The sequence below is a fragment of the bacterium genome (assembly GCA_035307765.1).
Taxonomy (GTDB): domain Bacteria; phylum Sysuimicrobiota; class Sysuimicrobiia; order Sysuimicrobiales; family Segetimicrobiaceae; genus Segetimicrobium.
Map to the genome: position 1 here is coordinate 1 of DATGHU010000022.1, position 25,972 is coordinate 25,972.

Annotated in this window: 24 protein-coding genes and 2 pseudogenes; 12 read left to right on the forward strand and 14 right to left on the reverse strand. The window is 64.0% G+C overall.

The window, feature by feature from the left end:
* Positions 1 to 475 precede the first annotated feature (475 nt).
* Positions 476 to 2,458, reverse strand: a complete 1,983-nt coding sequence (locus VKV57_06755; protein HLW59612.1) for a heavy metal translocating P-type ATPase — start codon at positions 2,456 to 2,458, stop codon at positions 476 to 478.
* Positions 2,459 to 3,014: 556 nt separating this feature from the next.
* Here VKV57_06755 and VKV57_06760 point away from each other — a divergent pair.
* Positions 3,015 to 4,097 carry an exopolysaccharide biosynthesis protein gene (locus VKV57_06760; GenBank protein ID HLW59613.1) on the forward strand — a complete coding sequence of 361 codons (1,083 nt, stop codon included), beginning with the start codon at positions 3,015 to 3,017 and terminating at the stop codon, positions 4,095 to 4,097.
* Positions 4,098 to 4,136: 39 nt separating this feature from the next.
* Here VKV57_06760 and VKV57_06765 read toward each other — a convergent pair whose 3' ends face one another.
* The 3 genes from VKV57_06765 to VKV57_06775 form a co-directional block, all read right to left on the reverse strand.
* Positions 4,137 to 4,511 (reverse strand): carboxymuconolactone decarboxylase family protein, encoded by a 375-nt coding sequence (locus VKV57_06765; protein ID HLW59614.1) that lies wholly within the window; start codon positions 4,509 to 4,511, stop codon positions 4,137 to 4,139.
* Positions 4,512 to 4,585: 74 nt separating this feature from the next.
* A complete protein-coding gene (locus tag VKV57_06770) occupies positions 4,586 to 5,227 on the reverse strand; it encodes a divalent metal cation transporter (protein ID HLW59615.1) in 642 nt (213 codons plus the stop codon).
* 52 nt (positions 5,228 to 5,279) lie between these two features.
* The gene (locus VKV57_06775) at positions 5,280 to 5,651 is read right to left on the reverse strand and encodes an archease (protein HLW59616.1); all 372 of its coding nucleotides are present in this window, start codon (positions 5,649 to 5,651) and stop codon (positions 5,280 to 5,282) included.
* A 775-nt stretch (positions 5,652 to 6,426) separates the two neighbouring features.
* Here VKV57_06775 and VKV57_06780 point away from each other — a divergent pair.
* Positions 6,427 to 6,738, forward strand: coding sequence for a hypothetical protein (locus VKV57_06780; protein ID HLW59617.1), 312 nt, complete (start codon positions 6,427 to 6,429; stop codon positions 6,736 to 6,738).
* 17 nt (positions 6,739 to 6,755) lie between these two features.
* On the opposite strand, the gene VKV57_06785 is transcribed toward VKV57_06780, so the two are convergent.
* The 3 genes from VKV57_06785 to VKV57_06795 are packed head-to-tail and all read right to left on the reverse strand — an operon-like array spanning position 6,756 to position 10,333.
* Positions 6,756 to 8,135 (reverse strand): nicotinate phosphoribosyltransferase, encoded by a 1,380-nt coding sequence (locus VKV57_06785; protein HLW59618.1) that lies wholly within the window; start codon positions 8,133 to 8,135, stop codon positions 6,756 to 6,758.
* Positions 8,132 to 8,824 (reverse strand): dienelactone hydrolase family protein, encoded by a 693-nt coding sequence (locus VKV57_06790; GenBank protein HLW59619.1) that lies wholly within the window; start codon positions 8,822 to 8,824, stop codon positions 8,132 to 8,134. Before VKV57_06790 ends, VKV57_06785 begins: the two co-directional genes overlap by 4 nt.
* 51 nt (positions 8,825 to 8,875) lie before the next feature.
* The gene (locus tag VKV57_06795) at positions 8,876 to 10,333 is read right to left on the reverse strand and encodes an RtcB family protein (GenBank protein HLW59620.1); all 1,458 of its coding nucleotides are present in this window, start codon (positions 10,331 to 10,333) and stop codon (positions 8,876 to 8,878) included.
* A 715-nt stretch (positions 10,334 to 11,048) separates the two neighbouring features.
* Between VKV57_06795 and VKV57_06800 the strand changes: the two are divergent.
* From VKV57_06800 to VKV57_06810, 3 genes and pseudogenes are all read left to right on the forward strand, one after another.
* Positions 11,049 to 11,237 (forward strand): annotated as a pseudogene (locus VKV57_06800) (SPFH domain-containing protein).
* Between the two features lie 170 nt (positions 11,238 to 11,407).
* Positions 11,408 to 12,232 carry a ferritin-like domain-containing protein gene (locus VKV57_06805; GenBank protein ID HLW59621.1) on the forward strand — a complete coding sequence of 275 codons (825 nt, stop codon included), beginning with the start codon at positions 11,408 to 11,410 and terminating at the stop codon, positions 12,230 to 12,232.
* A gap of 137 nt (positions 12,233 to 12,369) precedes the next feature.
* Positions 12,370 to 12,711, forward strand: a complete 342-nt coding sequence (locus VKV57_06810; GenBank protein HLW59622.1) for an NAD/NADP octopine/nopaline dehydrogenase family protein — start codon at positions 12,370 to 12,372, stop codon at positions 12,709 to 12,711.
* On the opposite strand, the gene VKV57_06815 is transcribed toward VKV57_06810, so the two are convergent.
* The 3 genes and pseudogenes from VKV57_06815 to VKV57_06825 form a co-directional block, all read right to left on the reverse strand.
* Complete coding sequence (locus tag VKV57_06815; GenBank protein ID HLW59623.1) at positions 12,671 to 13,264, reverse strand: transposase; 594 nt, start codon at positions 13,262 to 13,264, stop codon at positions 12,671 to 12,673. The two genes, VKV57_06810 and VKV57_06815, sit on opposite strands and share 41 nt — an antisense overlap.
* Complete coding sequence (locus tag VKV57_06820) at positions 13,264 to 14,040, reverse strand: hypothetical protein (GenBank protein HLW59624.1); 777 nt, start codon at positions 14,038 to 14,040, stop codon at positions 13,264 to 13,266. Before VKV57_06820 ends, VKV57_06815 begins: the two co-directional genes overlap by 1 nt.
* A gap of 861 nt (positions 14,041 to 14,901) precedes the next feature.
* Positions 14,902 to 15,045: pseudogene (locus VKV57_06825) on the reverse strand (oxalate decarboxylase).
* Positions 15,046 to 15,489: 444 nt separating this feature from the next.
* On the opposite strand from VKV57_06825, the gene VKV57_06830 reads away from it, so the two are divergent.
* From VKV57_06830 to VKV57_06860, 7 genes are all read left to right on the forward strand, one after another.
* The gene (locus VKV57_06830; protein HLW59625.1) at positions 15,490 to 16,176 is read left to right on the forward strand and encodes a YceI family protein; all 687 of its coding nucleotides are present in this window, start codon (positions 15,490 to 15,492) and stop codon (positions 16,174 to 16,176) included.
* Positions 16,177 to 16,294: 118 nt separating this feature from the next.
* Positions 16,295 to 16,453, forward strand: coding sequence for a hypothetical protein (locus tag VKV57_06835; GenBank protein ID HLW59626.1), 159 nt, complete (start codon positions 16,295 to 16,297; stop codon positions 16,451 to 16,453).
* 142 nt (positions 16,454 to 16,595) lie between these two features.
* Positions 16,596 to 17,153 carry a DUF2231 domain-containing protein gene (locus VKV57_06840; protein ID HLW59627.1) on the forward strand — a complete coding sequence of 186 codons (558 nt, stop codon included), beginning with the start codon at positions 16,596 to 16,598 and terminating at the stop codon, positions 17,151 to 17,153.
* 623 nt (positions 17,154 to 17,776) lie between these two features.
* Positions 17,777 to 18,760 (forward strand): FAD:protein FMN transferase, encoded by a 984-nt coding sequence (locus VKV57_06845; protein HLW59628.1) that lies wholly within the window; start codon positions 17,777 to 17,779, stop codon positions 18,758 to 18,760.
* Positions 18,753 to 19,445 (forward strand): ferric reductase-like transmembrane domain-containing protein, encoded by a 693-nt coding sequence (locus VKV57_06850; GenBank protein HLW59629.1) that lies wholly within the window; start codon positions 18,753 to 18,755, stop codon positions 19,443 to 19,445. The genes VKV57_06845 and VKV57_06850 overlap by 8 nt, the downstream gene beginning before the upstream one ends.
* Positions 19,438 to 20,175, forward strand: coding sequence for a response regulator transcription factor (locus VKV57_06855; protein HLW59630.1), 738 nt, complete (start codon positions 19,438 to 19,440; stop codon positions 20,173 to 20,175). The genes VKV57_06850 and VKV57_06855 overlap by 8 nt, the downstream gene beginning before the upstream one ends.
* Positions 20,165 to 21,628 carry a HAMP domain-containing sensor histidine kinase gene (locus tag VKV57_06860; protein HLW59631.1) on the forward strand — a complete coding sequence of 488 codons (1,464 nt, stop codon included), beginning with the start codon at positions 20,165 to 20,167 and terminating at the stop codon, positions 21,626 to 21,628. Before VKV57_06855 ends, VKV57_06860 begins: the two co-directional genes overlap by 11 nt.
* Positions 21,629 to 22,583: 955 nt before the next feature.
* Here VKV57_06860 and VKV57_06865 read toward each other — a convergent pair.
* The 4 genes from VKV57_06865 to VKV57_06880 form a co-directional block, all read right to left on the reverse strand.
* The gene (locus tag VKV57_06865) at positions 22,584 to 23,591 is read right to left on the reverse strand and encodes a cytochrome b N-terminal domain-containing protein (GenBank protein ID HLW59632.1); all 1,008 of its coding nucleotides are present in this window, start codon (positions 23,589 to 23,591) and stop codon (positions 22,584 to 22,586) included.
* Between the two features lie 23 nt (positions 23,592 to 23,614).
* On the reverse strand, positions 23,615 to 24,013 hold the full coding sequence (locus VKV57_06870; protein ID HLW59633.1) for a hypothetical protein: 399 nt from the start codon (positions 24,011 to 24,013) through the stop codon (positions 23,615 to 23,617).
* An 86-nt stretch (positions 24,014 to 24,099) separates the two neighbouring features.
* Positions 24,100 to 24,837 carry a plastocyanin/azurin family copper-binding protein gene (locus VKV57_06875; protein ID HLW59634.1) on the reverse strand — a complete coding sequence of 246 codons (738 nt, stop codon included), beginning with the start codon at positions 24,835 to 24,837 and terminating at the stop codon, positions 24,100 to 24,102.
* Positions 24,838 to 25,739: 902 nt separating this feature from the next.
* On the reverse strand, positions 25,740 to 25,972 hold a 233-nt coding region (locus tag VKV57_06880), incomplete at its 5' end, for an IS256 family transposase (GenBank protein ID HLW59635.1).

Here is a 25,972-nt window from a genome sequence, read left to right on the forward strand (position 1 = left end):
GGGCGGCCAGATATCAGAGCGGACTCGTGGTCCATATTCGCGACGGCCTGCCCGTTGCTGGTGGTCCCTCGTGCCCCATGGCCCGGCTGTTCTATCGTAACGGTGGCCGGCGATGAGGCACCACCATTTTCATAACCGATATCAGAGTGATTACCGTCGCGAACCGCCTCGCTTCCAGGGCCAGGGCGCTCCCGTCGTGACCCGAAGAGGCGCATCGACCATGACATGAAAGACCCGACCGTCTTGACAGGCTCGTCCATATCAGTATCCCGAGTCAAAAATACGTTGCACTAATTCTAGCCTCGGGAGTCAATAAACCCATGGCGAAGTGGGCCAGATTTAATCAACGAATCACTGACTCGGGACACTAGCAAGATCTTCAGCAATCAGGCATTCTGCCGATCTTCCGCGCAGTGAAGACCGGATTCTCTCCAGCGTCAGCGAGACCGATCGGGAGCGGGACACCGGTCCCGCGTCATCCCCGTCCGATACCGGCGCCGCTGGCGGGATGTTGGCGCTCAGACCGATCGGATCTATTGAGATGGTACCCGAACAGGCGCAATCCGTTCAAAACCACCACGACGGTGCTGCCCTCGTGACCGACGACGCCGAACGCAAGCCGGAGCCCCGTAACGAAAACGGTTGTGATGAGCGCTGCGATGACAGCGAACGCAAACGTGAGGTTTTGTGCGATCACACGGCGCGTCTGGCGGCTGAGCCCGATCGCATACGGCAGCCGGCTGAGTCCCCCCATCAACACGACATCGGCGGTCTCCATCGCCGCGTCGGTGCCGGCCGCGCCCATCGCGATCCCGACGTCGGCCTCAGCGAGCGCCGGCGCATCGTTCACGCCATCCCCGATCATCGCGACGCCGCCTTCCCGGGCCACCGCCTTGATCGCCTCGACTTTTTGCTCCGGCAGGAGATCTCCTCGGGCATCATTCAAGCCCAACTGGCGAGCCACGGCCTGAACGGTCTGCGTGTGATCGCCCGACAGCACGATCATCCGTGTGATCCCCAGCGCCCTGAGGGCTTGGACTGCTGCGGCGGCCTCCGGCCGGACCGTGTCGGCGAGGGCGACGATGCCACGCGGCCGAGAATCAGCGACCAAGATCGGTGTCTTTCCCTCCTCGCGCAGGCGGCCCAACACAGCCCGGGGTTCGTCGGACAAGGGGATGCCCTCTTCCGCCAGGAACGCCTCGTTTCCCACCCGCACGAACACGCCGCCGACCATCCCACGAACACCGCGACCTGTCACGGCTTCGAAGGTCTCCGGCGCCGCCGGGGTGACTCCCCGGGCTCGGCACGCGTCGACCACCGCGTCGGCGAGCGCGTGTTCGGAGCGCTGCTCGAGCGCGGCAGCAGCCTCGAGGACCGCTCCCGCGTCGCCATCGAATGCCACCACATCGACGACGGTAGGATGGCCTTGGGTCAGCGTGCCAGTCTTGTCGAACACGACGGTATCGACGCTGGCCAACCTCTCGAGATAGGCCCCCCCCTTAAAGAGGACACCCCGCCGAGCCGCGTTCGCGATCGCCGAAAGCACCGTGGCCGGTGTTGAAATCACGACCGCGCACGGCGACGCCACGACCAGCAAGGTGATGGCCTTGTAGAACGCGGCGGAGCCCGGAACGCCAAGGCCCGCCAGCACGGCGTAGGTCGCCCCAGAGGCCAAGATCACCCCCACCGCGTACACCTGGCCGAACCGGTCAATGAGTCGTTGGGCTGGGACCTGCGCAGTCTGGGCCTGCTCGACTAATGCGATAATGCGCGCGAGCGTCGTGTCCTCCGGATTCTTGGTCACCCGAATGTCCAAGCTGCCGCGCTGGTTGATCGTACCCGCGAACACCGACGACCCGACCGTGACGTCCACGGGAATGGATTCCCCCGTGATCGGCGATTGGTCCAGGCTCGACCTTCCGTGCGTGACGACCCCGTCGGCGGGAAGCCGTTCCGCCGGCCGCACGATCACGAGGTCGCCGACCCGGAGGGTATCGGCGGGGACGGAGACTTCCCGGCCGTCCCGCCGGACGAGCGCTTCGAGCGGGCGCAGAGACATGAGCGATCGGATGGCTCGGCGCGTGCGCCCCATGATGTAGAACTCCAGGGCGTTACTGGACGAGAAGAGGACCAGCAGGATTGCACCTTCCGTCCACGCGCCTAGGTAGGCAGCACCGAGTGCCGCCAGCAGCATGAGGAAGTTGATGTCGACGCGACCCTGCCGCAAGGCCCCCCACGCCACAACGGCGCTGCCGGTCCCGCCGGCGAGGTAGGCGAGGCCATACGACGCGACCGCGGCGGTAGGCGCAACCTGCTCCAGGAGGCGCCCGGCAACCAGCAAAAGCGCGCACAGGATCGGTTGTGCGCCGGGCACCAGCCGGGCGAACAGCCCTTTGTCGTGCGGGTCGCGGCGGCGTGTGGTGCGGTCTATCCGCGCCGCGAGTGATGTATTTCCCAACCCATACCTCCGGGCTCGTTCGAACCGTCCTCGTCTATCTCCAGTATATCCAGGTTAGGAAACTGCGGGAGCCGGTGGTATCGACTCTGAGGCGGATTACCCTACCGTGCAAGGTCCCATCCGTCTGGCTAGGGAGCTATTCACCGGCCGCCCCAGGGGTCAATCAGCAAGCCGCCCGGCCCGTCCTAACCTTGATACGGACGAGCGAACTGATCCCCTCTCCAAAACCGGGCCGCGGTGCCGCATCAAGCGAATCGGGTTCCCGCCTGATGTTCGGGAGCACTACCGTGCGCTTAACTTGAGAGGGTGATGATTCGAGGGGTCAGGATGCTGACTGTCCTCGTGCTGGCTGCCCTCGTCGCGGCATATGTGGGAGTGATCTGGCTAATATTGGTGCGGCCGCACTCTCCGACGGGGAGAGGTCGACCCCATGGATCAGGGTGAAGAAATGGGCCCAGGCCGAGCCGGCCGTGTGTACTCGTGAGCGCGCGCCCGAAATGGGCGAAAAGGGTGGTACATGAGCCGAAGGAGTCCAGGGTTACTGACGCGCGTTCTGATGGAAACGCTGAAGGAGGATCGCGAGGTCACGATAGGTGACATCGTAGATCACATCGCAAGTCGCGGGTTCGGTTTCTTGCTGGTCATCCTCGCTCTGCCAACGCTGATTCCAATTCTTCCTCCCGGGTCGGCAACGCTGATCGGGCTCGTGTATGTGCTGCTTGCGCTTCAGATGCTGTGGGGTGCTCAGCGCCCGTGGCTGCCGAGACGTATCCGCGCCTACCGATTGTCCAGGCAGGTGATCGTCAAGTTCCGGCAGATCGGGGTAAAAACGTTCGAACGGATCGAGCGCGTGTCTCGTGCCCGTGCCACGTTTCTGCCGGATCTCATCATGGCTCGTGTGATTGCCGTGGCGGTATTGCTGCACGGATTCGTCCTGCTCAGCCCCATGCCATTTCTCCATACCCTTCCTGCGATTGCTGTGATGATTCTAGGGGTCGGACTGCTTAACCATGACGGACTGCTCATGGCGACCGGTCTCATGCTCTCCGTGGGAGTCTTGACGATCGTCGTCTCGAGTGCTGGGGTGCTGTACTCAACGCGTACGATGCCCGTGCTGCTCACCGCGGCGCTCCTCATGACGTTCCCCGGCGGCATCGTCCCGGGACAGGTGACGATCCCCGGGAGCATCCCTCCGGGAGAGGTCAAGTCCCAGGTCGATGTGGACGCATCTGCGGACCAAGTGTGGGCCGTGTTGACCGATTTCTCTTCGTATCCGATCTGGAACCCGTTCATCTACCCTCTGAAAGGGGAACTTCGAAGCGGCAGTCAGTTGGAGGTCACTATTCATCCCGCCGGCACGCAGACCATCACCTATCAGGCTACGGTGATCGCGGTCAACCGCGCCCGTGAGTTGACCTGGTCTGGACAGATCTTCTCAGGGGGGGTGTTCGAGACCACCTACAGCTTCACCATCGAACCGCTGGAATCCGGGAGGGCGCGCTTGGTCTCACACGAGTCCCACAAAGGCTTTGCCGTCGTCCTTGCATGGAGACTCATGAAGGAGGTCCAGGCGGGGCTTGCCACCATGATTCGGGCCGTCAGGACGCGTGCGGAGCTGCAGCGCCTGGTGCATTATTAGCTGTCCCCCGCCCTCGGCCCTATTGATCACTGGCCCGCCCTAGCCGACCGGTTTCTGTTCGTCCAGGATCTCCTTGAGGAGCTTGAAGGCGTCGTTCGCGGCGGGCATCCCCACGCACAGCGCCGTCTGTTTGAAGACGGCGACCAGCTCCGCGGGGCTGATGCCGATGTTGAGGCCGCCGAGGAGATGACGGTTCAACAGGCGGGCCCTCCCGGCGGCGGTCAGCAGCGCACACGTCAGCAGGCTCCGCGTGCGCAGGTCGAGGGTCGGGTCGCCGTACGTGGCGCCGTACGCGTGCTCGACGACAAACTCCGCGTATTCCGGGTCGAGGGCTTGAAAGACCTCGAGTCCCCGCTGTCGGGCCACAGCCTTGCGGATCGCCCACCCGCGCTCCAGCAGTTTCCTGTCGCCCATCTCGCCCCTCCTTCGATGCACAGGTGGAGGAGGAGTTGGCGCTGGCGGAGATGTGGTCCTCTCGCGGGAACGCGTCAGTGGCCTCTCATGAGCTGCCCGATCGTCAGGATCACGGTCCCCCAGCCGACCAAGTTGGACATGATCCGGTTCGGGTGGTGACCGAGGATGCGGGGATCGTTGCTCAGGAGCAGGAGCGCGACGAAGAGCGGCGGCAAGAGGAACCCGGTGACGACCTGCGACCAGTACATCAGCGTGACCGGGGAGATGCGCAGGAGCGCGATCGCCGCCCCGACGGCGCTCGCCCCGGCGAGGAGGATGTAGAACCCCCGGGCCTGCCAGATCCTCTTGTCCAGCCCCTCCGCCCAGCCGAACAGCTCCGCCAGTCCGTACGCGGTGGACGCCGTCATGACCGGAATGGACATGATCCCGCTGACGACGATGCCGAGTGAGAACAGCAGCCCCGCCGCGAGCGGCCGCAATGACTTCGCCGCGTCGCCCACCGTTTGAACCTCCACGCCTTTCCCGAAAAACACGGTCGCTGCAACTAGGATGATGAAGTAGTCCACCAGGTTCGAGTAGAACATGCCGGCGGCGACGTCGACGTTCTGATCGGCCAAGTCCTCGATCTTGGAGTGGGCCTCCACTTCCTCGGTCGTCTGCCAAAAGAAGATGTACGGCGTCAGGGTGGCGCCGAGCAGGCCGAGCGCCGCCGTCAGCTACGTCGGCGTGAACTGGATCGGCGCTGCCGATCGAAAAGACGGGGCGCGACTAAAAGTCCAGGATAACCCGCGCCTCCCACAAGCCCTCAACCTGACGCACTGTGAGTTGGTGATACGTCGCGGCCTTGATCATCCGTCTGACTCGATGTCCCTCGCTGTCGATCGTGTCGCCCATCAAATCTGCGTCGAGCTCGATATTGCTGAGGTGCCCGATCGCGACCTGACGCGGGAGAAAGCCGCGAGTGTCGAGCAGAAACAAAAGCTCGTTGAGCCACGAGACGAGCAGGGCATCCCGGTCGTTCGCCGACACACACACACGGGCCCTCGTGTCCGCGCGCAGATCGACGGGATCGATGGTGAGCTCGACGAGCCCCTCCGCCGCGTTCACAAATAGCTCCTCAAGTGGCCGGCCCTCGATCATCACGGGAACCAAGCGTCGACATTCATGATAGATTCTTCACCGGAGCCCCGGGAGCCTTGCTCTCCACTGCGGCCCGGATGCGGGCAATCGATTAACACACGACAACCGAGTTCGTCGACGCACCGGATTGTACTACACGGCCGCTTGAAGGCCCCAGTTCCCGACACGAGGGCCCGGAAAAGGTGCTGCCAAAGCACCCAATCTCTTTGATCATAGGGGACGTGAGAACCCTCCACTTGCTCGCACCGGGGGCTCTCGGGCTCATCCCCGGTTGTAGAGAATTACAGGTCTCCGTTGCATCGGAGCGTACCTACGCTTTCAGTCATTCGACGACTCTGCCCAGCAGCTCCCGTGCCTCTCTCAACAGGCCGGCTCGCTCGAGAAGTGGCGTTTCTTACGCCTCGCCCAAGACAATAACGGCGAGGCTCCGAAGGCGGGAAATGTCTCGCCAATCAATCCTCGCCCATCGTCAGCGAGGTATAGGACAATGCTCGCGTTCGCATTTGGGACAGCGGTAGGTCACGCGTTTCCATCGCTGTATTCTCCTTTCACGATTGTCCAGTAGCCATCGAGCGAAAGGAACAGTACGAGGATCCTCCGATTGCTTCCAGCACGGACCTTCCTTTGTGACTCAGTGTACACACATTGAATCGTGCGGTCCCATCCGGGGGACATGCATCTTTTCGACACAAGGCGTTGCACGAATTATCGGGTCTTCACCCGATGCCTGCACCTCGCGTGACGCTGTACGCTGGGCCTGCTGGGAGGTGATATCGTGAAACGATACCCGACTTTGGAGTTTCTCATTAGAATGCGGAGCGTGATCGCCTGGCTCGTTGGCGGGTTCTTTGCCATTGCTGGCATTTATACGTGGTCTGCGGGTCCTGTTCCGGAATACGAGGGCCAAAATCCAGGATGGGTAGGACTGGAACTGATCGTTATTGGTGCGCTAGCGTGGATTGCCGTCAGGTCCGCGATCGAGATCCTCGAAGTCCTAATGAACATCGAACGAAACATCCGGTTCCTAGCGAACACCGCGACGGAGAAGGACCAGCCTGTGCTGACGACCGAACGAAAGACCGCGTAATCAGGGGCCTTAAGGCCCTATCGGCTGGACATCTGGCAACGGAGTGCTTCGAGCTTTCCGCTGAGCGCGACAGGGTTTCTCGCCGCGTCGAGCATGCGAAGCACCGCCGGCAAAGAAGCCATGCGGTCACGACAGCGTTGGCGACCGTCCTCAAGGGACTCGGACCAGATGCGCGTGCCTCCCCGCAGCACTTCGGCCAGCAGGGGCCGGGCACCCGCAGGCGCCGGCTCATCGTGGAGGGCGATCACGTCCTCGACCATTTGACCATCCCGGCTCACTCGCCAGACCTGCTTCCGCCCGGGAAGGGTGACTTTGCCAGTGCTGCGCTTGATCCGGTAGCCTCGGGTATCCTCCACGAGCTTGTACACGCCCCCCAACGCGGGAGCGTCATACGACACCCCCATCTCGGTGCCGACCCCGAACATATCGATCGGAGCGTTCGCGTCCAGGAGATCGCGGATCTTGTCTTCGTTGAGATCCCCGCTGGCGAGGATTCGCACGCTCGGGAAGCCGGCATCGTCGAGAATCCGCCGGACCTTGTGGCTGAGATCCGCGAGGTCGCCGCTGTCGAGGCGGACACCGCGGAGGCGGTGACCCCGGGCCTGCAGCTCCGCGGCCACGATCGCAGCGTTTCGGGCGCCCTGCACCGTATCGTAGGTATCGATGAGGAGCAGGCAATGCTCAGGGAAGTGCCGCGCGTACGCCCGGAACGCCTCGAGTTCGTCGTCAAAGGACATCACGTAAGAGTGCGCCATCGTGCCGGAAACGGGGATGCCATACGCCATACCGGCGAGCACGTTTGAGGTACCGGCGCACCCCGCCAGATAGGAGCACCGGGCGACCTTCATGGCAGCGTCGGTGCCGTGATCTCGCCGCGGCGAGAAGTCCACGACCGAGCGGCCGCGCGCGGCGAGCACGATGCGGGCGGCTTTGCTCGCGACCATCGTTTGGAAGTTGATCTGATTCAGCAGGAAGGTTTCCACGATCTGAGCGTCGATGCGGGGGGCGGTGATCTCCAACAACGGTTCCGGAGGAAAGACCACTTCGCCCTCCGGGATCGCCCGCACGTCCCCGGTGAACGTGAACGTGCGGAGATACCTCAAGAACGCCTCGTCGAACAGGTGCAGCGTGCGCAGGTAGGCGATCGCTCCATCGGAGAAACGCACCCGTTCGAGATAGGTCAGGACCGTGTCGAGCCCGGCGCTCACAAGAAAGCCGCGTCGCGGCGGAAGGCTCCGCACGAACAGGTCGAACGTGGAGGGCTCGTTCCGCCCACCCCGGAGATAGCTCCGCGCCATCGTCAGCTCGTACAGATCGGTGAGCAGGGCCATCGTCTGTTCGGTCACGAAACCCGATGCGGGAGCGATCAGCGGTTCCTTGCTCGATGACAGGGTCAACCCCCCTCCTCCTGCCTTTCGGCGAGATGGTGGTCGAACCACTCCCTCGCCAGCCGGGCGACCTCCTCGAGCGCGCCGGGTTCCTCGAATAGGTGGGTCGCTCCCGGTACGACCGCCAAGGCCTTCTCCACGCACAGTGCCTCAAGCGCCTTCTTGTTCAAGTCGAGGACGGCGAAGTCATGCCCTCCCACGATCAGGAGCGTGGGCGCCATCACCTGAGGGAGAAAGGACCAGGCGAGATCCGGGCGGCCACCCCGCGAGACCACAGCGTGGACGGCGGCGGCCCGCCGGCTGGCGGCGACGAGGGCGGCCCCTGCCCCCGTGCTGGCGCCGAAATAGCCAATTGGCAGGGCGCGCGTCTCCGGGTGTGCCAGGAGCCAGTCGGTGATCGCCACAAGGCGATCCCCGAGCAGATCGATGTCGAACCGGAGATATCCTGTGGCCGCGTCCGCCGCTTCCTCCTCCGCCGTGAGGAGGTCGATCAGGAAGGTGCCAAGGTGGCCTTCGCGGAGGAGCTCGGCCACGAAGCGGTTGCGCAGACTGTGGCGGCTGCTCCCGCTCCCGTGGGCGAACAACACGATGCCCCCGGCGTCCCTGGGAATGCCGAGATCGCCCTCGAGGCCTACCGAGCGGGTCCGGACTTCGACACGTCGGCCTTCCCCGTGAGATCTAAACGTCGAGGTCGTCATTTGGTCAGGGCCGGCGGAGGGCCGGTCGAGTCGAGTGCGCGGTTCGCGTTCTCATCCCTTGATGACCGCGAGCGGCCGGAGGCGGGCGACCGACCGGGTCAGACCCGCGCCATTGCTGACCCGGACCACGTCCGCCACATCCTTGTACGCCTCGGAGGCCTCCTCAGCGAGGAGTTCCCGGCTCTTGACCCGCACGAGGATGCCTTGCCGGCCGAGCGCGTCCACGATGTCCACGCCCTTAAGGAGGCGCTTGGCCGCGCCGCGGCTCAGCAACCGGCCGGCCCCGTGGGGGGTCGACCCGAACGCCTCCGCGAGGGCTGTCTGGGTACCAACCAGCACGTACGAATACCGACCCATGTCGCCGGGGACGAACACCGGGTGGCCAACGTCCCGGTAGTCGGCGGGGACATCGGGGTGCCCGGCGGGGAAGCCCCTGGTGGCGCCCTTGCGGTGTACGCAGAGCCGCATGCGCGCGCCGTCGACCGCGTGCTCCTCCATCTTGGCCATGTTGTGCGCCACGTCGTAGACGATGTCGAGACCGATCGAATCGGCGCTCCGGCGGAGGACCTCCTCGAAGCTCTCTCGGACCCAGTGGGTAATGACCTGCCGGTTCGCGAAGGCGAAGTTCGCGGCGGCGGCCATGGCGCCGAGATAGGCCTGGCCCTCGGCGGCGGCCAGGGGGACGCAGGCGAGCTGGCGATCGGGAACGATGATGCCATAATGAGCAAGGGCGCGCCCGCTCACGGTGAGATAATCGTCGCACACCTGGTGCCCGAGCCCGCGAGACCCACAGTGGATCATGACCGTGATCTGGCCGGGGTGGTGGAGGCCGAAGATCGCCGCCGTCGAGGAGTCAAAGATCTCATCGACCCGCTGAACCTCGAGAAAGTGGTTGCCGGAGCCGAGGGTCCCGAGCTGATCATGGCCCCGGGCCAGGGCCTTCTGGCTTACCTCCTGTGGCTGCGCCCCCGGGATCCGCCCCCCCGACTCGATGCGCCGGAGATCGCCCGGTCGCCCGTACCCCCGCCGCACGGCCCATTCCGCGCCCCCCTTCAGGAGCTCGAGGAGCTCGGGGAGGCTGAGTCGCAGCCGGCCGTGGGCACCGACCCCGGCGGGGATGTCGTCAAACAGCCGGTCGACCAGCGCCCCGAGGTGCGGGCGGATCTCGTCTTCGACGAGCCGGGTGGACAGGAGCCGGACGCCGCAGTTGATGTCGTAGCCCACCGCCCCTGGGGAGACGACCCCATCGTCGAGGCGCATCGCCGCAATTCCGCCGATGGGAAAGCCGTAGCCCCAATGGATGTCGGGCATCGCGATCGCCCAGCGCACAATGCCCGGGAGCGTGGCCGCGTTGGCGACCTGCTCGAGGGCCTGATCCTCCTCGATCTGCGGGAGGAGAAATTCGTCCGCGTAGATGAGCCCGGGCACCCGCATCCCCGGCCTGTAATCGACGGGAATCTCCCACCGGTACGCGTCGAGCCGCTTCAACGCACGCGTCGCTTGGGCCACGGCTATCACCTCGCAGGCTTGCCCTCTACGGTATCACTATAGTGAAGGCCGACGGTCCCCGGCATCGGTTGGAGCACCTATTTTGGGCCACCTACCGGATTTCAGGGACATCGACAATCGGCTCTCGACCTGATCCGCGCGAGACCTTTCTCAGGCGATATTAACGGATGGCTCTCGCAGGAGCCTGGCCTCCGTTCCTGTTTGAGCCGCCCGGACTTACGTTATCGGCGCCATTGAGAAAGGCAATCTTCGATCCGATTTATGCTCGCCAACGGTTCCACGCTCATCGCGGCAGAGGCCGGCTTGGGCCGCCTGCTCGCGCTTCGCGATGTGCAATTGTATCTCGCCGGCGCGGCGCTTTCTCTTTTTGGCGACACGACGCTCTATCTCGCCGCCGCGGTGTGGGTCAAGACCCTTACCGGCAGCAACGGCGCCGCAGGACTCATCTTCTTCCTTCTCGGCGTCCCGTCGCTCTGTGCCCCGACCGGAAGGCAAACTTGGTTCAACGAAGTCGGTAGATGGAATCAAGCATCGCCGATTCGATTGCCAAGTCGGATATCGGCATCGCCGATCACGTCGATTCAAAGTTCCGAACTGATACCGAACCTACCCGAGCATAGCGAACGCGCACGTTTCGGGCGACCTCGACGCACAACCGTACAAGGGGTATTCCGTCGAATCCGAGAACCGCAGAGTCCGATTCTACAGGTTCACGGTGATCGGCGGCCTCAGCCTCGACGAGGCCCTGACGAAGCGGGAGTAGATCAACCAGGTCATGCGCGCCAAGCTCGACGAGGTTACCGAGCGGTGGGGGGTCAAGGTAACCACCGTGGAGATCCGTGAGATCACCCCGCCGAAGGACGTCCAGGATGCGATGACGCGGCAGATGTCCGCCGAACGGAGCCCCGGCCCGACGGCGGCCGCCGAGACACCACGAGGGCCCCGGGACGATATCCCGGGGCCCCGCCGTGACTGGGGAGCAACGGCGGCGCGTACCGCGCCAGGTGCCGATCGCTGGTTGAGATCTACAGGGACATCCGTCAGGTCGGCTGCTGATGACACAAGGAGGTTCCTATGCTGTTCAGTGAAAAGATGAACGCGGCGATAAACGGACAGATCGGTCGCGAGGTCGCGGCGTCGCTCGAGTACGTCTCCATCGCATCTGGCTTTGCCTCCGAGGGCCTGACTGAACTGGCCAAACATTTCTACCGCCAGGCCGAAGAGGAGCGCGATCACGCGATGCGCTTCGTGAAGTACGTGGTGGACGCGGGGGGCAAAGCGGCCCTCCCGACCATTCCCGCCCCCAAGAGCGCGTTTGCGGGCGCCGAGGAAGCCGTGAGAAACTCGCCCTCGTCTTCGATCGTCCCCCGGCGCGCCACATCCAACGCCAGTTCGGAGTCACGGGAGCCTGCCGGGCCGCCCCGGGGTACTTCCTCACCCAACGGGGACACGCCGCTGCCGAGCGGCAATCTCCTTATCACCGAGATCGGCCGACGGAGCGCGGCAGAACTCGACATGAAGACCGGTCTGATCCTCTACCGGGGTCCCCTTCACGTCACCTACCCCTCGGACACTCAGTTGACCCGGGACGGTCACTACCTCGTCGTGGATTACAGCCGCCCCGGCAAGGTCGTCGTGGTCACGCAGGCGGGACAGGTGCTCTGGTCGTACGGCCCCACACGAGGCCCCGGCCGGCTGGACCATCCGTCCCTGGCCATCGAGCTCCCGAACGGGAATCTTCTGCTCAACGATGACGCGAATCATCGAGTGATCGTCCTCAGCCGGCGCACCAAACAGATCCTGTGGCAGTACGGCGTCACGGGAAAATCGGGCCGGGCACCCTGGTATCTCAACGATCCTGACGGCGTGGATGTAAAGCCGCCGGCCTTCGGGCGCTGACGGTGGGCGCGTCGCCTGCGAGCCATCACTTCCGTGGAAGACGCATCGGGCGGGTGCCATTGCCCACCCTGTTTCGCGACATCATCCTCCGTGCGTCAGGTGATCCCCGGCTCGAACGAGTCATGCGGAGGTACGGCATGCGGCTGGGCGCAGCGCGGTTTGTCGCTGGGGAGGATCTGGACGCCTGCATGGCGGTCCTCCGACGATTGAACGAGCGCGGGTTGCTCACCAATTCGCTCGCACCAAATCGGCTCGACCACCGGTATCTGATCGAGGATGTCCCGTATGGACTCGTCGCGCTTGCTGAATTGGCCCAGGTAGCGGATGTTGCTACGCCGCCTATGAAGAGCTTGGTCTCTATTTCTTCAGTGTTAGCTTCTCGTAACTTCTGGGTTGAAGGACGGACACTCGATAAGATGGGGCTTAGTGGCATCGCCGCTAAGATAACCCGAACTGACGTGCGCCAGGTAGATGCGTGAACGATTTCCATTGACGTCGGCTCGTGCAATACCGGCGCTTGCGGCGGTTGCCACGACGGCGTTCAATCAGCAGCGTCGCCAGGGCGACCTGCGTTGGGGGGAGTTCTGCCCAGTCCGGTTTGGTGAGCACGACCCCGGGATTCGCGCGCTGGGTAGCCGCAAAGCTGAGCTCCGCATCCACAAGCGCGATCGAGACGCGGGCGACGCGTGGGAAGAGCTTGGCTGGCGACAGTTGCTCGGGCGTGAGGCCATGCATCTCCGCGATGCGCGCTTGCGCCACGCGCATCGCCGCATAGACCACGGCCGCCGCATACACCTGTTGGGCGACCCCGCGCGGGCTGGCGAGGTAGAAGTGGTGCAGATCGAGGACCTCTTTCAGCTCAAAGAACAAGCGCTCCACCTGCCATCGAAGACGGTAGCACATCAGCGCCTCCTCCGCCCGCAGCCGCGTGGGCTCTAGGACGGTGGTCAGCAGATCCAGCGCTTCCCGGCGCGCCCGCCAGCGGATATGCCGCATCCGTTGGGGCGGGGCGGTTTGGCCCGAGCCGACCATCACGAGGCGCTCGGTGAGCGTTCCCCACCCCGATGGACGCGCCGCAGCATCTTCACCGGCTGCACTTTCACCTGCCGGTTCAAGCGGCACACCAGTTGGTGTTGCGAGAGCGCCGCGATGAAGACCACCGAGGCGTAGAGGCGATCCGCCACGAGCAGCGTCCCCGGCGGGATCTGCGCGAGCAGCTCCTGGGCCCGCCGCAGTTCGCTCCGGGCCGCATCGGCACAGAACGCGATCTGGCGCGGGAGGCCGCGGAAGAGATCGTAGAGGACCAGCAGACACCCGGGCAGGAGCGGCGAGCGGACATCCCAGGTCAACTTGAGGCGATGAGCCACCTGATCCAGGCGCGAGCCATCCAGGACCCACACCTCGGGGAAGCGCTCCCGCAACCCGCTCACGGCTGCCGCATAGAGCGGGCGGGCATCCGCCATCAGCTGCGCGATGAACGCCTCGTACAAGGCCTGGAAGAAATGGGGCCGCAACCGCTCCGCCCGTTGGAAGAAGGCCTCGGGCGAGGTGCGGGCCGCCGGCCCCAGGGTGGGGAACATCCTCCCGCCCTCTTGGAGCGCCTGGGTCAGGGAGCGCGGAGCCGTAAGGATCACGGTGGTCCAGAACTGGGCCAGGGCCGCCAGCGTCCAGCGGCGCTGGCGTTCCCGATTGCGGACCCGCTGGAACACTGTGTGGCATAAGGCGGCGGTCAGATGCGTGTGCAGGAGCTGGACGGTGCCGGCGAGACTGACCCGAACGGCGGGGGCGGCGACGGGGGCGGCAGACATGACTGCTCACCTCGCTGCTGCGACTGTGGGTGCGATTGGTAGTCCGATTCCGGCTGTGTCAGGGGTTAATTCGACGCGCGGGTCAAATTATCTTAGCGGCGCTGGGGCTTAGTGGGCTATCGGTGGAAAGAGATCCGAGGCCGGGTTCTCTGAGTTGGTTAGTGGATCTCGCTTATGGACGATTCCTAAGTCGCCGGCGAACGTAACCTGGATCGACGAACTTCCCGGAACGGATCCAGAGGTTGTGTGTTTGACTACAGGGCGGATTCCTGCTGTGTCTGATCACCGTGCTTCACTGTTCCGAACAGCGACAGACCAAAATTCAAATATCGTGGGCGCTTAATGTTCCGGTCGCTGTTCCGTCGTACTGTCCAAGCCGCCGCCCTGCTTGCGTGTCCCGGCTATCCTACCCGACCCAGGTTGCCGAATGGGGCGGGGACCGCAGATACGATACAAATCCAGCCCCCGCTACCAGAATTACCAGTAAGTCCAGGAGGGCCTTCTCTAAACGGAGGAGGCCTTCCACGTTTCCACGGAGTTCTGCGACCAGTCCCTCAGAAGTCGGCCGAAGGACGATCTCTCCGAGGAGATCCCGTAGAAGGCCTCTGGAGCGGCTTACATCGCGTCGCAGGACCTCATCGAGCTCCTGGAGCTTGTTCTGGATCATCTCCGGTAAGACGGTGCCTACCAGGGCGTCTGTGGGCGGAGGTACCTGGAGGCGGCGCTCAAGGTGTCCCGGCGGCCCACGCAAAGGCCCGTTCGGTCCTTCTGAACCCCCCGATACTCTTAGTGTGAGCAGGCACTGCTATCGCTATCAGGCGTCTGCGCTCGTGGCGCTGTTGAACGCAGTCAGCGCCAATAGAAGTTGCCGTCGTCGAAGACGAGTAGGAACTCGCAACCGTCCCCCTCGAGTCCCTGGATCGAGTGCGGGATGCCGGCGGGAAAGTTCCGGTGGTCGCCCTCGTCGACATCGTCCTGGAAGGCGCAACCGTTCGCGTCAATGGCGAGGCTGGGTGGGAAGTCTGGCCCTCCCCGATCCTCGGCATCAGCAAACTCGAGGGCCAACGCCAACGCGGTTCCTCGGCCCCGCTCTGCACGTTAACATCTGTTAATACGCGCGATAACCCTCCCTTAACCAGGCTGCGCTGGTCCCGCCTCATCATGGAGGGGACACCGGTCCCGGCGCAGCGTGCACGACCCCCAAGTCGGAATCCAGGAAGGGACGCCCGCGCAGGGTGAACGGGAGGAATCCAACGATCAAGCGCAACACTGGAATGAATGGGACGGAGTCCCGTGATGGACTCCGGATGAAGATCTCTTCGTGATTTCTTCACTCGATTTTCACTGAGAACATTTACCATGCGGGTGGTTGCTATTGATCCCGGATACTCGAGCCGGGCGATCGTGCGGATGCCCGGCACACCCCGGCACGTGAAAGGAGCACACAGTATGTGCACATGGACAGGGTTGATATGCCTGCCGCGGTGCGGCGGCGCGCTTCGGCGCCGCGCGGGTCTCTTGGCGCTGGCGGGCCTTTTCGCCGCATGGATGCCGCTCGGCGGGGCGCTCTCGGCCGGGCCCGCCCCGGCGGGTGTGGAGCGGTTCGTGATCGACTCGTCAGCGTCGCAGGCGCTGTACCACGTCGGCGAGACTTTCTTCAATCGGAACAATCAGTTCAAAGTCGCGGTCGGGATCACGCACGGGATCCAGGGCCAGATCCTGATCGATCGGGCCCACCCGTCGCAGAGCCGGATCGGCCAGATCACCGTGGACATCAGTCAGCTCACTTCGGACAGCCGCCGCCGCGACCGGGAGATTCGAAGCCAGTGGCTCGAGTCCGCGCGGTACCCGACCGCGGTGTTCACTCCGACTGCGATCGACGGCCTGCCGGCTGCCTACGTGGACGGCCGCGCGATCTCCATCCGGATCGCTGGCAACCTCGAGGTCCATGGGGTCACCAAGCCGGTCACCTTCACAGGCACGGTCACGCTCAACGGACAGATGCTGACCGGCGACGCCACCACGAACGTCCTGATGACCGACTTCGGATTCGATCCGCCGTCCCTCCTGGGGTTTCTCCAGGCGCAGAACCAGGTGGAACTGGAGATTCAGTTTACTGCGCAGCGCGCGCCGTAGCGGGCATACCTCCGGTACATGCGGGGTGAGACGAGGAAGTCTCAGGATAAACCTGCTGGGGAAGTTGGTTCACTCGCGGTTCGCGTGGTAGCACGGCGCCCTCGCGGCGTCGGCCCTCGTGATGATGCTGCTGGCCCAGGTGGTCCCCGCCAGGGCGGCCGACGGGTCGCTCGTCGTGTCGGCGCTCCAGGTGCTCGAACGGGACCATGCGGAGCCGGTGCATCCGGTCGACCTCCTAAACGCGGCGCTCGCGACCGTGCGGACGCCCACCCATTAGAGCGCCGCGATCCTGCCGGACATCCGGAGCGCGGCAGGATGCGGGCACATTGGAGTCGCAGAAATCTTGATATCGGAGATTCCGGCTAATATCCTGGTCACGTCGGCTGATGCCGTGATGAATTTGAGAGGGAGGAGGGACGTTGCCGTTGCAATTCAACTGGCGCGTTGAGCTGCATCCGGTCCTGGCGCATTTTCCCATTGCGCTGTTGTTTCTGGCCTTTCTTCTCGACGGGATCGGCTGGGTGTGGAAGTCACAATCCCCCCGCATCGCTGCGTTCTACTGTCTGGTAGCGGGCGCCGTTGGCACAGTGTTGACCGTGATGAGCGGTTTACTGACTCCAGAGGCACGTGAGCGTGAGGGGGAGGCACTGCGGGGGGCTCCCCTCAGCCTACGCAGCTTTTTTAGCGGGCGCCTCGTGGAGGTGCACAAGCACTGGGGGTATGTCTTGCTTGCCCTGGTCGTGCTGTGGCTCGCCGCGCGTGTTCTGGCTCAGGTTCGTCCCCCGCGCTGGCAGGGTCTTGCGATGAGCATTAGCGTGCTTGTGATGATCGCACTTATTATGACCGGCTATTACGGTGGGGATCTTGTCTATGGGCGGCGTGGACGTGGGCGCGGCCAGATGGCCCCTTCCCCCCGCGTTGAAGGGGCACACGTCTTGTCGCTGGAAGGTGGTGTCAGCCCAACGGATTTCCCATAACGGGGTGGGCCTACCGCCTTTCCAGCGCCTTCAGCATTCACCAAGCCCGGCATGACGTTCCGGTCTTCGCCTTCGAATAGATCTCCTGCCGCTTGGCTGACGGGCCAAAGCAACATCGCGCTTAACACCTGCTAACATCTCCAATAACCTTCCCCTAACCACAGCCCGCCAGCCCGACCGTATCATGGGAGCGCGGACACCAAACGTGCCCAGAAGGGCACGGAGGGGTCCATAATCCGGTGAGCCGTGGTGCTCGCCACCGTCATCCTCGGAGGGACCCGATGAACAAGCCCACGAACAAACCGACAAAAACGCGGAGGAGATGGCTGAAGGGGAGTCTTGCGGCCGCCTCGCTGCTCGCCACGCTCTCGGGGTGGAAAGTGCTGGCCGGGGCAGACCAGCCGGCGCACCCCGCCGCCGGCGTCGCTGTGCAGATGGCGGATTCGTCACCGGTTCCATCGGTCACCGCTCCCCAAGACTCCGGTCGCGTGGTCCTCTTCCGCGGGTCGAACGGACAGATGTATCTTCTCCCGCTCTCAGAAGCCGATCCGGCTCCTCTCCCGCAGGTTGACCCTTCTGCCCCGCCGCCCATTGCGCGGACACACTCCTCTCGCTAGTGAGTCATGGGACGGATGATGCACAGCGCGGATCGGAACCTGCACGAAGCCACGTTCCGTGCCATGGGATGCCAGATGGCACTGGTGGTCGCCACCGAGGATGCCCAGGCGGCCGCGGTTCACCTGGCCGCCGCCCGCTCTCTCATTGACGGTTTAGAGGATCGCCTCAGCCGGTTTCGGACGACCAGTGAATTGAGCCACCTCAACGCCCACCCCGCGCGCTCCATGCCGGTCAGCGAGGATCTGTGGGAGGTGCTGCAGCTCGCCATCGACGGTGCCAGGCGCACCGGCGGCCTGTACGATCCAACCATCCTGGACGCCTTGGAATCCGTGGGCTACGATCGTCCGTTCCAGGAAATGCGGGGGGAGAACGGGCCCCTTCGTAGGCTGACGTCCCGCCCCGATTCGTGGCGAGAGATCCGGCTTGATTCTCGAGCACGCACTGTGACCCTCCCATCAGGGGCGCGTTTGGACTTTGGCGGGATCGCGAAGGCGTGGACGGCCGAGCGGGCGGCAACGTCGCTGTCTGCGCTGGGGCCCTGCCTTGTGGACGCTGGCGGCGACATCGCGACCCGAGGCGCTCCGCCGGGCCGGCCGGGATGGCCTATTGGGGTGGCCGATCCCCGGCATCCTGACCGAGACTTGACCACCTTGGTGGTGGCGCATCGCGGTGTGGCGACCTCGGGGGTCGATTTCCGGCGCTGGCGTCGAGATGGCACCGTATACCACCATATCATCGATCCTCGGACGCATCTTCCGGCACGAACCGACCTTTGGTCAGTGACGGTTGTCGCCGCGAACGCCCGGGAGGCGAACCTGCACGCTATTACGGCCCTCATCCTGGGCTCGAAGGAAGGGCTCCGGTACCTGGCCGCGCAGTACGATATTGAAGGGCTCGCCGTAGACCAGGAGGGTGGCGTGCGCACAACGCCCGGATTCTGCCGCCAGGTGTGGTCGAAGTGGATTGCAGGAGGAGTCACCGATGGATGATCAAGAAAAACTGGTATCGGGTCCGAGGATGAGCACCGCTGCCCTGATTGTGCTTGGAGGCGTACTGAGTGGTCTTGCAGCGCTCGTGGTCCTTTCACACTGGCTGCCGGTCTTCACCGCCTCGCTCGCGGGCCGCCAGCCGAAGGCGTACTGGGAGCTCACTCGGGCATCGGGCATGACCGCGTACGCGCTGTTGTGGTTGTCAATCGTGCTGGGATTGTCGCTGTCCGGCAAGGTCTCGCGGGTCTGGCCGGGAGGACCGACCGCCGCCGATCTACACCAGTTCGCCAGTCTGCTTGCCCTGGCGTTCGCAACCTTTCATGGCCTGATCCTCTTGGGGGATCGGTACATCGGATACACCCCGGCTCAGATCCTCCTGCCTTTCGCCAGAAGCAGCTACCGCCCACTGTGGGTGGGGATGGGACAGGTCGCATTCTATCTTGCCGCTATAGTCGCGTTTAGCGTCTACCTACGGCGGTGGATTGGCTATCACGCTTGGCGCCTCCTCCACTTCACCAGTTTTGCCATCTATCTGCTGGTGACCGCGCATGCCCTCGGCGCCGGGACGGATAGCCGGACGCCGCTTGCCGTGGCCATCTATGGATCGGGAAGTCTAGTGATTTGCTTCATGACGGCGCACCGGATCACGGTCTCCACCCGGGTGCCTCGCCCCGTTCATGGATAACAGCGGCCACACCCCCGTCACGATGCTCCTCCTCATTGAAGACGACGAGAGCATCGCTGAGCCGCTCGTTTTCGGGCTGCGGGGCGAAGGATTTGAGGTGCAGCATGCCCTAACCGGCAGACAGGGGCTTCAGCTCGCCCGCAGCGCTCATCCCGATATTGTCTTACTGGATGTGATGTTGCCGGACGTGGATGGGTTCACCGTATGTCGGACCCTTCGGAAAGAATCGTCAGTTCCCATTCTCATGCTGACCGCTCGGGGCCAGGAACTGGAACGGGTCATGGGCCTCGAGGTCGGTGCCGACGACTATCTCGTCAAGCCGTTCAGCTTCCGCGAGCTCGTTTCCAGAATACGAGCGATGCTGCGGCGCCGCGCGCTAGATCGCGGCGAGGCGCCGGCGGCGGAGCGGCTCACGGTCGGTGAGATCGCCTTGGAGCGTATGGCCCGTCGTGTGTGGCGGGCCGGGCGCCCCGTCGACCTTCGCCCGCGGGAGTTCGACCTGCTGAGGACCCTACTCGAACACGCCGGCGAGGCGCTCTCACGCGAGGAGCTGCTTACCCGTGTGTGGGGACCCGAGTGGGTCGGAGATCCCAGAACGTTGGACGTACATATCCACTGGTTGCGGGAGAAATTGGAAGACGATCCGTCACGGCCTCGCCTGATCGAAACCGTCCGCGGCCACGGATACCGACTCATGGAACCTCCCGGGCCCACAGCCGATGCTTCGTAGCTTACACGCCCACCTGCTTGTCACCTATCTCGCGCTCGCGATCCTCGGGCTGGGCGGACTTACTCTGTGGACCGGGCAGCGTCTGCAGGCGATCCGTCTCGAGCAGGTCGAGCAGAATCTCGCCCTGCAGGCTGATCTAATCGCGGGAGCGTTCCGAGAGCCCCTTGAGCGTCTCCACGGAGGCGAACAGACGGAACGGGCTCCGCTCACAAATCTGGCCCAATTATACGCGCAGAGAACCGGCGGACGGGTCATCGTGCTGGATCCCCAATTACGGGTCCTGACGAGTTCTGACGATCGAGCCGCTGGGTGGACCCTCACGGGTCGACCGGAACTCCTTGCGGCCCAGCGGGGGCGGGACGTGTTCGACGTTCGCCGAGACGACGGCGGCGGAGCCGAACGTCTCTTCGTTGCCGCCGTAGTCAGGCATGAAGGCAATCGGTCCCCCCTCGCCTTTGTGCAGTTCTCCGTGCCCGCGGCCGGGATCTATACGGAGCTACGCCGGACCTGGCTGGGGCTGCTCATTTCCGGCGGCGTCGTGCTGCTGGCGACGGTGGTGGCAAGCATGTTGCTGGCCCGCCGGATCGCCGCTCCCATCCGCAGCCTGACCGGGGTTACCGAGGCCATGGCGGCCGGCGACCTCGCGCATCAGGTCACGCCGGCGGGCCCCGAGGAGGTTGAGCGGCTGGGGCGGGCGTTCAATCTGATGGCTGAGCGCGTCCGGGAAACCCTCACTCACCAGAAGGCGTTCGTCGCGCACGCGGCCCATGAGCTGCGCTCTCCGCTCACGAGCCTGCGCCTGCGCCTGGAACTGCTGCAGACCCCGCAGCACGGGCACGACGCGGTGACCCGCCGCTACCTCGTCGAAATGGCGCAACAGGTCGCCTCCATGCAGCACCTCATGGATCACCTGCTCGCGCTGTCGGCGCTCGACGAGGCCCAACGCCCGCCCCGGACCTCTCTGGATCTGGCGCCTATCCTCTATGAGCTCGCCGACGAGATGGGCCCGCTCGCCCGCGCCGCCGGTCTCGACCTGGCGGCGGAGGTCCCTCCGCACCTGCCCCCGGTGCATGCGAACGCCGAGCAGATGCGCATCGTCGTCCGCAATCTCCTCGACAACGCGATCAAGTATACGCCCGCGCCGGGGCGCGTGTCCCTCGCCGCCGAGCCGGCCGGAAACGCGGTCCGCATCCGCGTCGCGGACACCGGCGTCGGCATCCCCCGCGAGGAGCTCCCGCTCGTCTTCGACCGCTTCTACCGCGTGGAGGGCGGCAGCCTCAAGCGACCCGGCGGATCCGGGTTGGGCCTCGCGCTGGTGCAGGGGATCGTCGCGGCCCACGGAGGAACAATCCAGATCGAGAGCGAGCCGGGACAGGGAACGACCTGCACCGTCCGTTTGCCCCAGCGAGCTGCCTACACCATGATGGAGCCCCTGGAGGTGACACCACCGTGAGCGTCGAGCGCGCCCCCCGGAAAATCACCAGCGTGTTTCTTCGAGGGACAGGATTGCCGACGTTCCTGTAGCATTCTTCAATGGTACCCTGCGCCGACTAACCGATCTTCCGCGGAGCGCTCATATGGCGCGGCCGCGTTCCGAGTCGTCGACGTTCTTGCCGGGACGTCGGGGGAGATCGAGGCGGAGTGCGCACCCAAGATCGGCCCCCAGTGTTACACATAATCATCCTTCCTGAACCATTGCCGGAGGCGCGCCGGCACCCAATTGGAGTTCGAATGTCGCCCACCCACGATGAGGAGTAAGAACCCGGTCAGGGCACCGAGAAGACACAACATCGGCAATACTATGAGAGCCGCCAATTCCCACCCAAACCTCAGCATTGTTTCCATATTCATATCACCATAGCCCACGGGAGGATCTGAGACTATCGGGTTGAGACCTGATACTTCATGATATGGGTTGAGGATGAGCCGAAGGAGGAAGGGGGCTACGAGGTGTTGTCGCGCGCTTCACCATCGCCGCGGGAGATCCTACGGAGGAAATTGCCACAACCGAGGCCGACGGGCTGCGAATGACGGCGGTGAACCACTGCGCTGGTAGAATCAATCCGAACGGGCCAGCCCATAGGGCTTGCCTACCCGCTCTGGCCGGGCAATCCGAGGTGAGATGTACGGGAGTCCGAAAGCTACCGGTCCAGGCTCGGCCCGCCGGTGCCGGCTCCAACCTATGCGAGAACAGGAGGCACTCACATTGCCACGAAGGAACTCCCGAGCGCGCAACCACGCCCGATGAACGGGGATGAGCACGTAAAGCGCCCGCGCTTCCGACTTGAGGCGCGCCTTGAGTGGTAGCGGACTGGTTCTGAGGTGACTACCAGAGCCCCACGTAGGGGCATTCTCTCTCCAAAAGAGAGGGCAGTTGACCCTATGGGACCGGATGACCTCGCAGGGCGTCAGTGGAGATGAGCGACCGGGGACGACAGCCAAGCGTAGATACCGAGTCCGATCACTGCGGCCGCAACCGCCGCCCCCGCCGTTAGCGCTCGCCGCCTGCCCTTCCACCCCGGCGCGCCGCCGCGATCTAAGATCGGGACGGCGAGCAACCACAAGAAGACCGTCACCACCCCCCACAGCCCCGCCAGGCCAAACAAAGTTTCCAGGCCATACGCGGGCAGGAACAGCCATGGGGGTTTAGTCACCTCGATCCCGGGGACCGGAGCGGGCCCCTGCCCGGGTGGTAAAATCAGCGCGAGCGCCAGCGCAAGGCCGAGCATGAGACAGCCGTACCCGGCGGCTCCTTTAAGGTGGTGGGCGAATGTGTACCGCGACTGCGGCGATTCCGGATGAGCCAGGTGCGGGGAGAACCCGTGCTGTCGGACCAAGTAGAGGTGCCCAGAAAGCAGGATGAAGAGCACAAGCGGCAGCAGGCTGACATGCGCCATATACAGCCGGGTCAGCAGCGGCACGTGACTCGAAAACGCGGGCGAGAACCAGCCGCCGAACACCCCCAACAGGCGGGCGAACGCCACGTTGTGCGCCAGGGCCTCGATCGCTCCCTGGTCCCAGCGCAGCACGGTCCCGGTGAAGAAAAAGGCCAGCAACGTGGCCAGCAGCGCGACGCCCACGACCCAGTTGGCCTCGCGTGGAAATCGGTAGGCGCCCGTCACATAGACACGTATCAGGTGAAGGAGGAGCACCACCACGGTCAGATGGGCGGCCCAGACGTGGATCCCTCGGATCACCTCTCCGCCCCGCACCTGGGTCATGACGAAGCGGATACTAGCGTTCGCGACGCCGGGGTCCGGAGCATAGAATTGGCCCAGGAGGACGCCCGTGACGACAAGGATCACTAACCCCGCGAGCGTAATCGCCCCCAACAAATACGGGAGCGTGTTGGCGTAGGCCGGGACCTCGTACAGGAAGTTGTGGAGGACGAGCCGGGCGTCTACCGCAACCCACACCCGTTTCCAACGAGACGCGGGCGTCATCCCCGGATGATGAACCATCCGACAGCCACCAGCACCGCGGCTCCCGCCAACAGGGCATACGTCGTCGGTGTGCCGGCAAAGCGCGGTTGAACCGGCATGAGGAGCGCCATATCGACTCCGCCGGGCTCCGCGCCCGCCGGACGCAGGGCATCGATGAGTTGAGGGACTGCGGCGGCGGAATCCTGCTGCCCGAGAGTCTGTGCGGCTTCCTGCACGCGTGCCATATCGACGCCGCGCGTATCCTTGGCCAACAGGGCTTTGATAACCTTTGCCGTTGCCACCAAGACGGCGGGCGGGGTAACCTCCAGGGCGGCGAGGGCTTGGCGTACCAGGGTCAGCGCATCGTTGGGCTCGACCGCCGCTCCAGGATAAGCGTGTGCCGTGAGAGTTGACAAGCTGAAAATCAGGAGGGCCCCGGCCGCCCATGAGGCCCCCGCGAGTCTCGAAGCCCGTCGTCCGACTTTGCCGGTACGAGGCGGTACTATAGCACGATCACGTACCCCTGCGACGCGACGGGAAAGGTCGGTGTTCCCTTCTTGGCTGCGGCGAGGCCGAGCTTCGGATTATACGCCGCGTTGCCTTCGTCGTAGAAAAAATAGATCCCCGGCTTGGCAAAGGTGGCCGTCTTGCTCTTCCCGGCCGCGAGATCGAGCTTCGGCACGCCGGCCCCCTTGACGACCACCGCGTGCGCGCCGGTGTCGCTGTTGGTCCAGGTCACCTTTCCTCCGGCCCGCACCACGGCGATGTCTGGCGCGTAGGCCCCCCTAGAGAGCCTGACGGTCGCCGAAGGCGCTCCCGTGAACCCCGGTCCCTTGACCACGATCAGCCCTTCCATGGCGAGTGGATACAAATCGGATTCCTTGCGGGCCACGACCCGGTGGAGCGTGGCGTTATAGGTCGCATGGTCCAGGCAGTAGTACACGTACACACCCGGTTTGGTGAACTTGAACGATGTCGACTTCCCCGCGTAGTTGGCGAGCGTAAACGCCTCCGGATCGCCGGGCACGCTGACAGTGACATGCGGATCGCTGTCCTTGTTGATCCAGGTCACGGTCTGTCCCGCCTCGATCGTAATGGCCGCTGGGGCATACATATCAGCAGGGATCGTCACCGTCGCCCCGGCGGCCTGGACAGGAGTAGTGGGCGCGCTAACACTGAACCCCAAGGCGGCTCCTCCAATCGCCACCACCGCGAGCACTACCAGGTGGTCATGCCGCATCTTCCCCCCCTTTTTCGAAATCGTCCTCTGCGGCTGGATCCCGCCGGGGCTGTACCGAACCATCGTGTGGCAACTGCCACGTTAATGCCCTCACGATACTGCGGGTTCCCCCTACTGGTTTGCCCGACAACGTCTCGTGGGTCGTGGACGCCTGTGATCTTGACACAAGGATATAGACGCCACAAGGTGGCCGGGCTATCGGTTGGAGAATCGATTCACAGCCACCGCGACCTGTTCCTGCTATATTGTTGTTACAGTCGCCGCAGCTGTAGTTTCCATCTCATTCACCCTCTCCCCCTGATTCCCCAGGAGTAACCTGGTTCAACGGGTTTCGTAGAAAGAATCAGAGGTTGCCTATTTGACTGCCAGGCCGGATACCTGCGTGTCTGATCACCTCGATTCAAAGTTCCGAACGGAGGCCGACCCAACCCGATATCACGCACGTTTACTGTTCCGGCCGCGTCCGCTTGCAGCGCGCAAGGGATGTCGGTCCGAATCCGATCTATGGTGCGCTCCGAGCAGCAGTGATCCTGACCAACTCCAAACCCGGTTGCGTCGGCCGGACTGTCCGAGCGCCGCCCCTGCGTGCCCTCGTTCTGGGCTATGCGACCAGCACCCGTCTTACTGGTATTGAAAGTAGCGGGCTCCCGCTACCAGTTAAACGAAGGCCTGGGACGCCCGGAACGCTTGATTATCAAGCATTCCGGGCTCCCGGCTTTTCTGGGGCGTACAAAGGCGTGCGTGCAAGGCATGAAGTAAACAAACCAGATTCCTACAGTCTATGAAGCAGACTGTCTGAGGTTAAGAGTTCCGAGAGAAGGCAGATCTGTGAGCAACCTACCAACCGGGGTAAGCGAGTATGATGCGATTGCAAGAGCTTTTGTCAAATGGTGTGGAAATTCTCAAGCGGCGGCCCCTCGCTTCGATGCCTTCGTGACTTCAATCCCGTTCACGAACTGAATTCCATCCAGCACCTTGGCCACCAAATGCGACCCATCGAGTCGCCGCCAGCGGTGGCCCGCACGCTGGACTAATTGGAACACCAAGTACAGCCCCGCCCGCGCTGTCTGCATGCGGCGGGTGGCTCGAGTCCGCAACCGCACCTGGGCGAAGATCGACTCAATCGGATTGGACG

Coding starts and splice junctions, on each gene's coding strand:
- VKV57_06760 (HLW59613.1), top strand. CDS start 3,015: ATGGAAACGCTGAAGGAGGATCGCGAGGTCACGATAGGTGACATCGTA.
- VKV57_06765 (HLW59614.1), bottom strand. CDS start 4,511: ATGGGCGACAGGAAACTGCTGGAGCGCGGGTGGGCGATCCGCAAGGCT.
- VKV57_06775 (HLW59616.1), bottom strand. CDS start 5,651: ATGATCGAGGGCCGGCCACTTGAGGAGCTATTTGTGAACGCGGCGGAG.
- VKV57_06790 (HLW59619.1), bottom strand. CDS start 8,824: ATGACGACCTCGACGTTTAGATCTCACGGGGAAGGCCGACGTGTCGAA.
- VKV57_06805 (HLW59621.1), top strand. CDS start 11,408: ATGCTGTTCAGTGAAAAGATGAACGCGGCGATAAACGGACAGATCGGT.
- VKV57_06810 (HLW59622.1), top strand. CDS start 12,370: ATGCGGCTGGGCGCAGCGCGGTTTGTCGCTGGGGAGGATCTGGACGCC.
- VKV57_06815 (HLW59623.1), bottom strand. CDS start 13,264: ATGGTCGGCTCGGGCCAAACCGCCCCGCCCCAACGGATGCGGCATATC.
- VKV57_06820 (HLW59624.1), bottom strand. CDS start 14,040: ATGTCTGCCGCCCCCGTCGCCGCCCCCGCCGTTCGGGTCAGTCTCGCC.
- VKV57_06830 (HLW59625.1), top strand. CDS start 15,490: ATGTGCACATGGACAGGGTTGATATGCCTGCCGCGGTGCGGCGGCGCG.
- VKV57_06845 (HLW59628.1), top strand. CDS start 17,777: ATGGGACGGATGATGCACAGCGCGGATCGGAACCTGCACGAAGCCACG.
- VKV57_06850 (HLW59629.1), top strand. CDS start 18,753: ATGGATGATCAAGAAAAACTGGTATCGGGTCCGAGGATGAGCACCGCT.
- VKV57_06855 (HLW59630.1), top strand. CDS start 19,438: ATGGATAACAGCGGCCACACCCCCGTCACGATGCTCCTCCTCATTGAA.
- VKV57_06860 (HLW59631.1), top strand. CDS start 20,165: ATGCTTCGTAGCTTACACGCCCACCTGCTTGTCACCTATCTCGCGCTC.
- VKV57_06875 (HLW59634.1), bottom strand. CDS start 24,837: ATGCGGCATGACCACCTGGTAGTGCTCGCGGTGGTGGCGATTGGAGGA.